Source organism: Persicobacter sp. CCB-QB2 (genome assembly GCF_001274635.1).
GTDB classification, from domain to species: domain Bacteria; phylum Bacteroidota; class Bacteroidia; order Cytophagales; family Cyclobacteriaceae; genus Persicobacter; species Persicobacter diffluens.
The window spans coordinates 3,131,936-3,145,501 of record NZ_LBGV01000001.1 but is presented as its reverse complement, the minus strand read 5'-3'; the positions used below and the strand labels follow the sequence as shown (position 1 = coordinate 3,145,501).

Genomic DNA, 13,566 nt, shown 5'->3' with positions numbered 1-13,566 from the left:
ATAGTCGGGAGATATCTCCCTGGCTCACAGGGAGCTTTACCTAATATAAGGTGTTCCTTAATTTATTCCTTACTGAAATCAATGGTGTCTACATAATAGTTGCCGTCATAGGGCTTGACGAACATATAGACCCGATAGGTAGCGGTTTGCGTCTCATATTTTCCAATACTGTACTTCAGGCCCTCACGAGAAGTGCCCTGATGAACATATTGAAAATCCACGGGGGGATTCTTCTTAAAGAAGTCTTTTAACACGAACTCTGCCTGTGTCCGGCTATAATTAGCTTTTTCGCCATCAAAAGTAAGCTCGGCGTTCTGGTGAACATGCCGGCTGAGTTCTTTGGCGTTTCCGGTTTTAAGGGCGGTGCGTACTTTTTGCAAAACATCATTTTGCGCATGCCCCTGAAAGCCAATGCACAGGAGTATCGGTAATAGGAAAATGGGATAAAATTTTCTCATATGCTGGTTGAATGGAAAATTCAATATTTAGCAAAGAAGTTACAATATAATAATTCTATTGTTAATCCTGATCCTTGGGCTTTAAATTTACCTTTAATTGATTATTATAATGATTTAGATCATCTTGCGCCCCAATGCATTCTGTTATTTTTGTATCACATTTTGCTGGTGAAATTCCTTGGGAAAAACGTCAGCAAACTGCCAACAGTTGAAAAAATCTAATTTCACAATAAAGAATTGTCATGAATAAGAAAGTTATCCTTATGATCCTTGACGGATGGGGAATTGCTCCAAATCCAGAGGTATCAGCGATCGACAAAGCACAAACTCCATTTGTAGATTCTCTTTACGGTAAGTACTCCCACTCCAAACTGGAAGCATCCGGTTTGTTGGTAGGTCTTCCTGAGGGCCAAATGGGTAACTCTGAGGTTGGTCACATGAACCTTGGGGCAGGCCGTATTGTGTATCAGGATTTGGTAAAGATTAACAAATCTATCGAAGAGCACACATTGGATAACAATGAGGTGTTGGTAGAAGCGTTGAACTATGCCAAGGAGAACAACAAGAAAGTTCACTACATTGGTTTGGTTTCTGATGGAGGGGTTCACTCTCACATCAACCACCTGAAAGGCTTGTTGTCGATCACGGCAGAAAAAGGCTTGAAAGAAAATGTTTTCGTTCATGCTTTTACGGATGGTCGTGACTGTGATCCTAAGTCAGGAAAAGGTCATTTGGAGAACTTGACTGCTCATATGGCGGAGACTACCGGTCAGTTGGCTTCAGTAGTAGGTCGTTACTTTGCCATGGACCGTGATAACCGTTGGGAGCGCGTGAAATTGGCTTATGATGTAATGGTAAATGCGGTTGGTGAAAAAACTACCGACGTACCTGCGGCGATTCAGGCTTCTTACGATGCGGATGTAACGGATGAGTTCATCAAGCCAATCGTAAATACAGATGCTGCGGGTAACCCAATCGCGAAAATTGAAGAGGATGATGTAGTGATCTGCTTCAACTACCGTACGGACCGTGGTCGTGAGATTTCTAAGGCATTGACGCAGGAAGCATTCCCTGAGCAGGATATGACGCCTTTGAAACTGAAGTATGTGACGTTGACGAATTACGATGCTACTTTCAAGAACGTATCTGTAATTTTCGATAAAGATAACCTGACCAACACGATTGGCGAGGTAATTGAGAAGGCGGGTCGTAAGCAAATCCGTATTGCCGAGACGGAGAAATACCCACACGTAACCTTCTTCTTCTCTGGTGGTCGTGAGGCTGAATTTGAAGGGGAGAAGCGTTTGCTTTGCCCATCTCCAAAGGTGGCCACTTACGATTTGAAGCCGGAAATGTCTGCGGAAGATATCCGTGATGCCATTATCCCTGAGATTCAGAACGAATGGCCTGATTTCGTATGTTTGAACTTTGCGAACACGGATATGGTAGGTCATACCGGTGTATTTGAAGCAGCAGTGAAAGCAGCCGAAACAGTAGATAAGTGTGCTGAAGCTGTAGTGAACGAAGCATTAGCGCATGATTATTCTATTGTATTGTTAGCGGATCACGGTAATTCTGACTTCATGGTGAATAATGATGGTACGCCTAACACTGCTCACACCACTAACCCGGTTCCTTGTGTCATTATCGATAAGGAATTCAACGGTCCTGTGAAAGATGGTAAGTTGGGTGATGTGGCACCAACCATTTTGAAATTGATGGGCATTGAGCAGCCCGCAGATATGACAGGGGATTGTTTAGTCTAAGAATTATCCTAAAATAAAATAAAGAAAAAATTTAAAAGCCTGATCATTAGATTGATTAGGCTTTTTTTATGAAATTTGGGTTTTTTAGTTCAAAAATACCCATTATGAATCTTTTGCTTTCTAAGGAGAAATCATTAGCTGAACGCTATTTGATTTTTTTCGGGATCGTTGTGCTTATTAGTTTGCTCCCCTCAGTCAAATTATTTTCTCTCAAAGATAAAATTGCGGCCCGAAGAGATGTTGAAGAAAAGGGCTTAACCCCCTTGAGGTTTGCAGTGGCGGATATGGAAAGTGCGATCGGAGACTTATTGGTATTTTCGGTCTTACAACATTCTGCCGATAATGTGGTCAATGATCGGGTTATTCAGGCGTTTACGGATTATAATGTCGCTTTGACTTCGACTCAATTAGCTTTTAATAACACGGAAGATGCCAATATTAATAAAAGAGTAGCGCTACTGATTGAACAGATTGATCTTTTTCTAATTCATTTTAAGCAAAACAGCCTTGATCTGGCCGTGATTCAGGAGGGGCAAATGGTAAAGCGACAGCTGATGGCATTGGAAAAAGAGTTGGACAAAATGCTGGCTGACCATATTGCGGGGACTAATGAGGAAATAGCAGATCTCACCCTTTCCTACCTGTTCTTTTTAGCTTTTATATTTCTTCAGATTCTGGGATTTGTGGTATATACCATCCGAATTGTGAAGAAACCGATCAGTAATTTTAGTCATCTTCTGGATTTTATGGCCGAGGGGAAGCTTCCTGAAAAATATATCGTAACCAGTCTTAAAGATTTTAAAGGCCTGAGCCGGTCCTTATCCAAAGTGGGTGACAACCTGAAGGCAGCTTCTAATTTTGCCAATCAGGTAGGAGAAGGTAATCTGGAGGAAGATTATACAGCGCAGGGGAAGGATGATCTTTTGGGGAATTCCCTGATTCATATGCGCCAGCAATTGAAGTCAGTGGCGGTGGAAGAGAAACAACGTCTTTGGAAGATTGAGGGCCTGGCGGCTTTAACGAATATAATTCGGAATGACTTTGATAATCTGGCTCATTTAGGAGATCAGTTGCTTCCGCAATTAGTAAGTTATTTGGGTGCTGTTCAAGGCACTTTTTATGTATATCAGGAAGTTGGAGGGGAGGGCTATTTAGACCAAACGGCCACCTATGCTTTCAGTAGGAAAAAGTATGAGCAGGGACAGATCAAAATCGGTGAGGGGCTTGTAGGGCAGGTGTTTTTGGAACAGAAAACGGTTTATATGACTGAGATTCCGGAAGATTTTATTCGAATTACCTCCGGTTTGGGGGATGCCCGTCCGCGTGCTTTGTTGGTATTACCCCTGAAGAATAATGATCAGGTAGAAGGAATTCTGGAGCTGGCTTCTTTTCACTCCTTTGATCAGCATCAATTAGATTTCTTAGAGGAGGCGGCCCAGTCTATTGCCATGACCATCTATAATGCGCGAACCAATGAGCAAACCTCCAAATTATTGAGAGAAACGCAGGAGCAGGCCGAACAGATGAGGGCGCAGGAAGAGGAATTGCGTCAGAATATGGAAGAGATGCAGGCGACCCATGAACAAATGAGCCGTTTACAACAGGAGCAAAAAACATCGACCAAGCAGATTCAGGATAAACTGGAATTCAATGAAATGATTCTGACTAAATTGTCCGGAGGTGACCAATCCTGGGCGGTGAAGAAAGTGAATGGACAATATGAAATGCTCAGCAAGTTGTTCGCAGAGCACCTTGGTTACCATGAGGTAGAAGAAGTATTGGGCCGACAGGATATGCAGCTGGTGAAGGATAGCCGTCTTTTAGCAGAGTTCCAGAGCAGAGATCAGCAAACACTTCAGTCTGAAACGCCTTGTTTGTTCGAAGAGGACGGCTTTTGGGAAGAAAGAGGTCATTTGGAATGGAAAGGAGAAGTGTGGATTTGGATCAGAAGGAAATCCACTACAGCCAGTGGTTTGAAAGCATAAGCCGAGTGCTGTACCCCCAGATTCCATTATCTTGTTCAGGGTGTTTATTTTCAGTGTGTTGAAAACGTTATTTCTGATTTAAAAATAGTTCAAATTTGGGTGAGCTTGCTTGCTCCTCGTTCATCCGTTTCGTTGGAAAAAGGTCGAAATAGGAAAAATTCCTTCATTTTTTCCGCCTTACAGCTAACCGAGGATGTAAGCTTGCATAATTCGGTTTAATTCATTGAATCCGGTGAGTTACCGGATTTTTATTTGGATTGATTTTTTTATTTATTGCCCCTTCATTAAAACAAACTCAATGAGACTTTCCTTATCAATCGCTTTTGCCTTAGCGGTACTGCTTTCTTCTTGTAATATGGATCCGAAGAAAGAAGAAAGCCCTGCTTATTTTGATGTGAAAACTGTGGAAAACAGGCTGAAAAATCATTTGGAAAAGTTGCAGCCTGCGGTTGAACAGTATGTGGCCATTGGTCAAAAAGTAGAAAAGGTGAAAATAGAAGGGCCATCAGTGAATTGGGAAAACCAGTTCAAATTACTGGATGATATTGATTTAAATAAACCTGTTTTGGAGGGGCTTTATAAGGTAGACTCATTGGGCCAAAGCCTTCGTTATGAGCTGCTCACTGAAGATACTAAAGCCAGTGTGATTTCCCTGGAGGTCAAGGATCGGGATGGTATGAACAGTTTAGTGGCCTATCTTAGAGGGGAAACGCTGGTGCACAAAGCCAATCGAAAAATCAGCCTGAAATGGAAGGACGACCAGTTAATTTCCTATGAAGTCCATGGGCTGACGAAAGTCGTCATGCAGGATACGGTAACTTATACGGTAGAAATTAAACCTCTTTGGTAAATGGAATTAAGAGATTTAGGGAAAACGGGCATAAAAGTCAGCCGCTTGGGGATTGGTACCGCGGCTTTGGGGCGTCCGGCCTATATTAATTTAGGCCATGCAGAAGATTTGCAGCGGAATTATGATCAGGCAGAAATGGAAGCCCGTACCCATCAGGTGCTGGAGGCGGCTTATGCTGCCGGAATCCGCTACTTTGATACTGCCAGAAGTTATGGGCTTGGGGAACAATTCATGGGGAATTGGCTAAAGACGTTCAATCCGAAGGAAATTAGCGTAGGTTCCAAATGGGGTTATTATTATGTGGCGGATTGGGAAATTGAGGCGGAGGTACATGAGGTGAAGGATCATTCCCTTGGTCGATTTCAGCAACAATGGCTGGAAAGTGAGCAGCATTTGGGAAGCCATATAGATTTATATCAGGTACACTCTGCTACTTTGGAAAGTGGCATCCTGACCAATTCAGCCGTGCATCATGCACTTCAGGAATTAAAGGAGCAAATGGGTATTCGGATTGGTCTTTCTCTGAGTGGAGCACAACAAGCAGAAGTTTTGGAGGAAGCCATGAATATTTTCATAGACGGGCAAAGGTTGTTTGATGCCGTGCAGGCCACTTATAATGTATTGGAAACCTCTGCAGAGCGCATGCTTCAGACGGCTCATGAAGCAGGAATGGGAGTCATCATAAAAGAGGCGGTGGCCAATGGGCGCTTGACTTCCCGAAATCAGGAGGAGCCTTTTGTCAGCGATCTTAAGCAAATGGCTTGGAAACATCAGGTGGGAATGGACGCCATTGCCCTGGCCTTTGTTTTGCATCAGGACTGGGCCGATGTGGTGTTGAGTGGCGCGAGTACGGTGGCGCATCTTGAATCTAATGTATTGGCGAATTCGGTTCGGCTGGATCAGGAGGATATGGATTTACTGCGCGCCATGGCGATGGGTTCGGAGGATTATTGGGGTAAGCGAAAAAGTTTATCCTGGAACTAGCTTACCCTCGGGCAAAGGTAAATCTCTTTCTTTTTTATCTTCTTGGTTAGTTTAAGGAAGGGAAGTTTCCTGAAATAAGATGAAATTCTTCATTTTAGAGCGCCTTTAAAAGTAGCCTAACTGGGGGTGATTTCAGATTATTTAAAGCGGTCATGGGGTTGTGGATCATTTTCAGATGATAGTCACGCATTTTTTCCCAAATATTCGATTGCGGTTTCTGCTATTTCCATTTTAGAGGGCAAATATTGGGTTTAACCCGAATTATTCACCGCTAGATTTAGGAACTTGTTTTAACTAGCTAATTATCAGTGTAGGACATCCGTGTGGGCTGATTTTTTAATAGCCCAAATTTGGGCAAGCTTGCTTTCTCCTCATTCATCTGCTTCGTTGGAAAAAAATCGAAATAGAAAACTATTCCTTCATTTTTCCCGCCTTGCAGCTAAACGATGATTGAAGCATGAATAATCCGGGTTAAACAGGCGCTTAAAAATCAGTTAGATATCATATAAAATATTATCTTCAGGGATGTTTCAAAACTAAAACCTGACAGATGCCTGAATTGACACAAAACCCTAAGCCCAAAAATATAGATTGGAAGGCTTTACGCTTGCTGGCCGACCCTTTAGCTGATGAGGCCATAGCCCCCATAGTGGAGGGAGGTTATGCTCAGATTGCCAAAGTCAATGCCCTCTTTGATCAACTTAAATCGAATAAGCATTTTCCTGAGGATCAGATTCCTGATTATTTAAAAACCTACTTTGCCCATACCTCTTCCCTGCCCGATTTCGCTGATCCTCAATTAATCGCCAAAGGGGAGCGCTTTTTTCAGCAGCACGGGACATTGATTTCCATGTTATTGTTGTTGAAATCCCTTCCGGCCACTTACGCCTGCGGTCTGGGAGCGGAAGTGTTGCACCGCACCGGGCAGTTTGAAATGCAGCAAAAGAATCTGCAGCCTTTTGTCAGGAGGTTAATGGAGACCTCTCAGTTTGTACTGGACATCATGGCCGATGGTGGTTTAGGGAAAAAGGGTAAGGGGATTCGATCCATACAAAAAGTACGATTAATGCATGCGGTGGTCCGTGCGAGAATCCTGAAAGATCCTGCAGGATGGGAGGTAGATCATTTTGGAATGCCCATTAATCAGGAGGATATGCTGGGCACGCTTTTGTCTTTTTCCGTTTTTCCACTGATGGGTTTGGAGCAATTGGGTATTGCGCTAAAAGATGAGGAAGTGGAGGCCTATCTGCATGTATGGAAAGTAGTGGGGCATTTGATGGGCGTGCAGCCTGAATTGATCCCACATACTTATCAGGAGGGAAAACGCACCGGGATGTCTATTTTGCAGGATCAGCGATTAGCCTCCAAAGCAGGTGAAGTCCTGACCAAATCCCTGATTGAGTTTTTTGAATATGTGATTCCAGGAAATATTCTCGATGATGTGCCCGCAATTTTAATTGAGTTTTTTATAGGAAAAGAACTGTCTAAGGCCATCAACCTGCAGGTGGAACCTCATCACCTGGAAAAAAAAGTGAGCCTGCTTTTTCGCCACTTTGTGGGGGCATATGATGAACTCCTGGACAGGCCAGCGAAGATGAGAAGGCTGGTGGAAATTTTTAATAATAGCTTTTTACAGGCTGCAATGCATTATTATAATGGCTCCTCGGAAATTGCTTTTTACCTCTCTCCTTCGCTGAAGCATCGGTATGTCGCTCCGCATCCTGGAGGCTGGTATGAAAGAAGATCCCTTCGTTTTTGGGATAAATGGAAACTGACTCTTTCAGGCCGAAAACCCAAATGGCAATTGGATTAACGGGATTTTATGGAGCCTCTTAACAAATAGGCAATGGGTGTGATAAAAGGAAGGAGGATCATGAAAACCATCCAAATGGTTCTCTTTTCTTTATTAAATAAATAGATATAGGCCATAGAAATTATCCAGGTAATGAACAGCCCGATCTGAGACCCAAGAAAAAAATAGGAGCTTAATTGATATTCGAAAAGAGAAAGCGCAAGAATAACGAGCATCAACATGCAGCTGATAACCGTTAATGCTTTTAGTGGGAAGGCATTATAAGCTTCTGAAACGAATTTTTTCATATTGATTTTCCTCCAATACAAAGGTACGTTTCAGGCAAATCTGTATGATTAATTAAGAATTAGTTTTTCAGTACAATTAATTGAGGAGAAAGTCAATAATTTTAATAATAATAAGATATCTCAAAATGATTTTTAACTTATTCTACCCCAATTGGTAGTTGTCTTCTTTAGGGAATTAATGTGACGAAGAATGGGTTGGTTCTTGGGATGGGCTAATTCAGGGTCCCTTTCCAGTATTCTTTTTGCAGCATCTCTTGCCGCCTGTAGAAGGGCGCCATCTGTTGCTAAATCCGCTATTAACAGGTCTAATACCCCACTTTGCTGTGTTCCACTGATATCTCCCGGGCCTCTGAGTTTAAGGTCAACATCTGCAATTTCAAATCCATTATTGGTCCGTACCATAGTTTCCATTCTGACTTTTCCCTCTTTGCTTAGTTTTTCCTTACTCATTAAAATACAATAAGATTGCTCTGCGCCCCGGCCTACCCTTCCTCTGAGCTGGTGCAGCTGCGCCAACCCAAATCGTTCTGCATTTTCAATGATCATTACCGAAGCGTTAGGCACATTCACCCCTACCTCAATTACCGTGGTGGCGACCATGATTTGGGTTTCATTTTTGATAAACCGCTGCATTTCAAATTCTTTGTCTTCCGGTTTCATGCGGCCGTGGACAATACTGATGTGGTTTTCGGGAAATGCCCTGCAAATGCTTTCATATCCGTCCTGTAGATCTTTGATATCTAATGTTTCCGATTCTTCTATCAGCGGATATACGATATAAACTTGTCGTCCCTTTTCAATTTCCTTTTTAATGAACCCATTGACCCGAAGGCGCCCGCTGTCATTCATATGAAAAGTCTGTATGGGTTTCCTTCCGGCGGGAAGTTCATCAATCACCGAAACATCCAGGTCACCATATAGTGTCATCGCAAGTGTACGCGGAATGGGCGTGGCGGTCATCACCAGAATATGAGGGTAAATTCCTGCGTTTTTATTCCATAATTTAGCTCTTTGGGCTACTCCAAAACGGTGTTGCTCGTCCACAATAGCCAGTCCCAATAATTTGAATTGAACGGTATCTTCCAAAAGAGCATGCGTACCTACGATTATTTTGAGTTCGCCGGACCGAAGGGTTTCATCAATGATCCTTCTTTTGGCTTTACGGGTGGAGCCGGTGAGTAATTCAATGGTCACCCCCATCATATCAGCAAAGGGTTTCAGTCCCTCATAGTGTTGAGTGGCAAGAATTTCCGTAGGGGCCATTAAGGCAGACTGGGTTCCGCTGGCAACGGCGATCAACATGGAGATAAAGGCAACAATGGTTTTCCCGGAGCCGACATCTCCCTGTACCAGCCGGTTCATTTGTTCGCCCGAAGCCATGTCGGCATGTATTTCCTTGATCACTCTTTTCTGAGCGCCGGTTAAATCAAAGGGCAGGTGTTGCTGGTAAAAAGTATTTAGCAAATTGGTTCTTTTCAGCACCATTCCCTTGAATTTGTCTGTGCGGGCAATTTTTAGTTTGAGTAACTGTAATTGTAGAAAGAAAAGTTCCTCCTTTTTTAATCGGAACTTTGCCTTCTGAAGGGCCTCTATGGTAGGCGGAAAATGAATATGCCAGAGCGCTGTTCTTTTGTCAATCAGCTTAAAATGCTCCATCAGATAGTCCGGAAGACTTTCATTGACGTGTTCCAGAGACTGGTTGACAGCAGTTTTCATGAGTTTTGAAAGTGCCTTGCTGTCCAGGAAGCGTCTTTTCATCACCTCTGTAGTGTGATAAATAGGTTGGAGCCCCCCCCGCTGGGCTGGTGTGTTTCGGTCACCAGCTCAATTTCCGGATGGGCAATGCTGAACTTTGCCCCATATAATTGAGGTTTCCCAAAAACCAGTAACTCTTGCCCAACAGTCAGTTGTTTTTCAATCCATTTGGCTCCTTTGAACCACACCAGCTCAATGCTTCCGTGCTCATCGGAGAATGTGGCCACCAATCGTTGCTTTTGTTTTTCGCCAATAGTTTCAACCTTTCTGATCCAGCCTCTGACCTGAATGTAGGGCATGTCGGACTGAATTTGATCCAGCTGATGGTACTGAGAGCGATCCTCATGCCGGAAGGGGTAATGCTGGATGAGATCTCCAACTGTGTGAATATTCAGTTCTTTCTTAAGAATTTCCGCCTTTTTTGGGCCGACCCCTTTAAGAAATTCAATTTTTGTATTGAAAAAATTCTCAACCATTCCCTTCCCAGCTATAAAAAAGTCTTTATTTCCACTCCAGTGTGTTCATCATATGGAAGATATCATCCGTTACATACTGGATCACCGGGGCGAGGCTATCATTGGCCGTAGCTGTTCTGAAATATAATGCCCCGCGGAGAAAGTGCTTACTGCTGTCAGTAGTGAAAAACTGAAATTGAGTAGGTACTTCTCCCTCAATGGCCGCCACACTTACTAAATGACCATTCGCACTGGTGAAGGTACCTTCGTCAATGGCAGTGGCCTTTATTTGTTGTTTATGGGTAAGCCGATAGCTTTCATTAACGAATTCTTCTAGCTTTTCCTGAGAGTCGATCGCCTTATAGGTCAGTTGTATATCGGCCACAAATTCCGGGTAAAACACATGAATCCAATGCTCCTCCGCTATCCAGGAGGTGTCAGGTTTAATCACGGCATATTTAGACATTTCAAAATCATAGGGCATGCTGTCCGGTGCGGAAATATATGCATGTTCGGGCAGCGGGATACGGTAGAGGGCCGTTGGTTTTGGGTAATAGCTTTGATCATTGCAGGCTTGAGCGCCTATCAGCAGGCAAATGCTAAAAAAGTAATATCTTAATTTCATGATTTTGGGCTTGGCTTTTCGACTTAGTTTTTGTCGGATTTCGTCATTTGAGTGCGTTTTACTCTTACACGCTTAATCCGCTTTTTGTCTACGGAATTGATGGTAAAGTTAAGGTTATTAACCGCTATTTCCTGTCCTACATTAGGCAGTTTGTGGTTAATTTCAAGCAGCAGTCCGCCTAAAGACTCGCTTTCCCCTTTAAGTGGTTCGAAGTCATTGATATCGATGTCGAGCACTTTGGCAAAATCATTCAGGGAGGTTTTTCCTTCGAAGATAAAAGTATTGGAGTCAATTTCCTTAAAGGCAATTTCTTCATCATCATACTCATCTTTGATCTCCCCAACAATTTCCTCAATGATATCTTCCAGAGTAATGAGCCCCGAGGTTCCGCCATACTCATCTACGATGATGGCCATGTGTACCCGTTTTTCCTGAAATTCTTTCAATAAACCATCAATTTTTTTGAGCTCAGGAACAAAATAGGCCGGCCTTAAGAGTTCCTGCCATTTAAAGTGTTCATCTTTCTCAATGTGGGGCAGCAGGTCTTTTACATATAAAATACCCTCTATCTTATCGATGGTATCATTAAATACCGGAATTCGGGAATAGTTATTTTTGTTGATGCTGTCCATGAGCTCATGGAAGTCCATTTCCAACTCAAAAGCGGTGATGTCCATTCGGCTTCTCATCACCTGTTTCACAGTCAGGGAGCTGAAGTTGACAATTCCTCTCAGAATGTCCTTTTCTTCCTTAGAGGTACTTTTTTCAGTCAGTTCCAGGATGTGATATATTTCATCTGCTGAAATCTGATAGCCTTTTCGCTGAATACGACTTTCAATAATATTGGACCAGCTCATTAAAAGCCAGGAAAGCGGCGTGAAAAGGAATTCCGAAGCCTTTAAAATTCGGCCGGAGAATTTGGCGAATTTCAGATTATTCTGACGGGCAAAAACCTTTGGGATAATTTCTCCAAAAAAGACGATGACCAGTGAAAGGCCGGTAGTGGTGAGCGCAATTACCCCGGCGTCAGACTCATCACTTCCTACCGCATGCCAAACCATTACTGTGGTAATGAGTACCATGGATACGTTGATGAAGTTGTTGAGGATCAGGATGTTGGCGAGCAGTCTTTTGGGTTTGCTGATCAGTTCGTAAACCAATCGGTCTCCGCTGTCTCCGGATTTAGATTTTTTGATGGTTTCCGTATCCAAAGAAAAGAAAGCGACCTCAGATCCTGAGGCAATAAAAGACATGACCAAAAGCGCAACGATCAATAAGCCGTTGAAGCTGTAGTAGAGAAATTCTCCTGTAAAAAAGCTACCTATTGCCAGGTACAACGGGTAGGGGTCATCAATCGCGGAAGTTTCCAAATTAGTGTAAAGGATGTTTTTCGATAAAATACAAAAAAATCGGGAAATTCAATCTAATCCAAGCAATTTGGCTTTAAGATTATGGGTTATTCTCCGGAATCACGGCCGGCGTAATTCATTTTTCTCAAAATCATTCAAGCGGAATCCAATAGCTTGGGTTTTGTTGCCTCCTAAATTGCCGGTGTTGGTTAACCCGGATTGTTTATGCTTAAATCCTCGTTTAACTGCAAGGCGGGAAAAATGAAGGAATAGCTTCCTATTTCGAGTTTTTCCCAACGAAGCAGATGAATGAGGAGAAAGCAAGCATACCCAAATTCGAGCTATTGATAATTCGATAAAAATAATCAAAAAAACCTGAAATATAGATATTTACAGCAGCTCATTTAGTCTGGCGGTAAATAATTCGGGTGAAGCTTCCTTTCCGTTGTTTATTGTAAATAAATGATAACCGGATCATGATTTTCCCGATTTTTTGACTTTAGTTAAGCGGTCATTCTGGCTTAACCCGATTAACAGGGCTTTTTCATAAAAAGCTAGATCAGCCATTCAATACCTTATATAGTATAATTAATCGTTTATTTTTCATTTTTTCTTGATAAAAACGAAATAGGAAAAATTCCTTTATTTTCCTGCCTTGCAGCTAAAGGAGGATTTTAGCAGGGAAATTTCGGCTTGTTGGCGGGGGCTCAGTTTTTGGTAAAAAAAATCGCCCCGAAGGGCGATTGTATTTTTTAAAAAGGAAGATCATCATCCGCAGCAGTATTGGGTGCTGCAGGAGCTTGTAATGGGTCATTAACCATGGTGTTGGTCTGAGGTTGCATCACTTCCGGTTGCGGCTTTTGGCTGGCTGGAGCTGCTGCAGGTGCAGGAGCTCCCTCAGGTCTTGCCTTAGGCATCAATTTCATTTCACGAGCCACAATATCTGTGGTATATTTAGTAACGCCGGTTTGGTCCTGATAAGAGCGGGTTTCAATCTTCCCTTCTATATACACCAAATCTCCCTTTTTGAGGTATTTCTCTGCAATATCAGCTAAGCCTCTCCATAGCACGATGCGGTGCCACTCCGTAGATTCCCGGCGCTCTCCTGTATTTCGGTCTTTGTAAACCTCAGTGGTTGCCACATTTATATTTGCGACCATCACTCCATTTTCAAGATGACGAACTTCAGGGTCAGCGCCCAGCCTTCCGAGTATTGTTGCTTTATTGATCATATGAAAT

At 42.8% G+C, this 13,566-nt stretch carries 11 protein-coding genes and 1 pseudogene; 6 read left to right on the top strand and 6 right to left on the bottom strand.

The features are described 5' to 3' along the window. Positions 1–62 precede the first annotated feature (62 nt). Positions 63–458, bottom strand: coding sequence for a DUF4783 domain-containing protein (locus NG22_RS13865; protein WP_053406271.1), 396 nt, complete (start codon positions 456–458; stop codon positions 63–65). Between NG22_RS13865 and NG22_RS13860 the strand changes: the two genes are divergently transcribed. The 6 genes from NG22_RS13860 to NG22_RS13835 all read left to right on the top strand — a co-directional run bounded on the left by NG22_RS13860 (position 459) and on the right by NG22_RS13835 (position 7,856). Next, complete coding sequence (locus NG22_RS13860) at positions 459–680, top strand: hypothetical protein (protein ID WP_053406270.1); 222 nt, start codon at positions 459–461, stop codon at positions 678–680. A 20-nt stretch (positions 681–700) separates the two neighbouring features. Further along, positions 701–2,224, top strand: a complete 1,524-nt coding sequence (gpmI, locus tag NG22_RS13855; protein WP_053406269.1) for a 2,3-bisphosphoglycerate-independent phosphoglycerate mutase — start codon at positions 701–703, stop codon at positions 2,222–2,224. A gap of 104 nt (positions 2,225–2,328) precedes the next feature. Then, positions 2,329–4,209, top strand: a complete 1,881-nt coding sequence (locus NG22_RS13850) for a GAF domain-containing protein (RefSeq protein WP_172674380.1) — start codon at positions 2,329–2,331, stop codon at positions 4,207–4,209. A gap of 298 nt (positions 4,210–4,507) precedes the next feature. Further along, a complete protein-coding gene (locus NG22_RS13845; protein ID WP_053406267.1) occupies positions 4,508–5,059 on the top strand; it encodes a hypothetical protein in 552 nt (183 codons plus the stop codon). After that, on the top strand, positions 5,060–6,043 hold the full coding sequence (locus tag NG22_RS13840; RefSeq protein ID WP_053406266.1) for an aldo/keto reductase: 984 nt from the start codon (positions 5,060–5,062) through the stop codon (positions 6,041–6,043). Between the two features lie 550 nt (positions 6,044–6,593). After that, on the top strand, positions 6,594–7,856 hold the full coding sequence (locus NG22_RS13835) for an oxygenase MpaB family protein (protein WP_053406265.1): 1,263 nt from the start codon (positions 6,594–6,596) through the stop codon (positions 7,854–7,856). Here NG22_RS13835 and NG22_RS13830 read toward each other — a convergent pair. The 5 genes and pseudogenes from NG22_RS13830 to NG22_RS13810 form a co-directional block, all read right to left on the bottom strand. Continuing rightward, a complete protein-coding gene (locus tag NG22_RS13830; protein WP_053406264.1) occupies positions 7,853–8,143 on the bottom strand; it encodes a PLDc N-terminal domain-containing protein in 291 nt (96 codons plus the stop codon). The two genes, NG22_RS13835 and NG22_RS13830, sit on opposite strands and share 4 nt — an antisense overlap. A 132-nt stretch (positions 8,144–8,275) precedes the next feature. Next, a pseudogene (gene recG, locus NG22_RS13825) lies at positions 8,276–10,374 on the bottom strand (ATP-dependent DNA helicase RecG). Positions 10,375–10,399: 25 nt separating this feature from the next. Next, positions 10,400–10,978, bottom strand: a complete 579-nt coding sequence (locus NG22_RS13820) for a gliding motility protein (RefSeq protein ID WP_053406263.1) — start codon at positions 10,976–10,978, stop codon at positions 10,400–10,402. Positions 10,979–11,001: 23 nt separating this feature from the next. Beyond that, positions 11,002–12,348: a gliding motility-associated protein GldE gene (gene gldE / locus NG22_RS13815; protein ID WP_157601102.1), complete on the bottom strand. Its 1,347-nt coding sequence runs from the start codon at positions 12,346–12,348 to the stop codon at positions 11,002–11,004. A gap of 731 nt (positions 12,349–13,079) precedes the next feature. Continuing rightward, positions 13,080–13,559 (bottom strand): single-stranded DNA-binding protein, encoded by a 480-nt coding sequence (locus tag NG22_RS13810; protein WP_053406262.1) that lies wholly within the window; start codon positions 13,557–13,559, stop codon positions 13,080–13,082. Between the last annotated feature and the right edge of the window lie 7 nt (positions 13,560–13,566).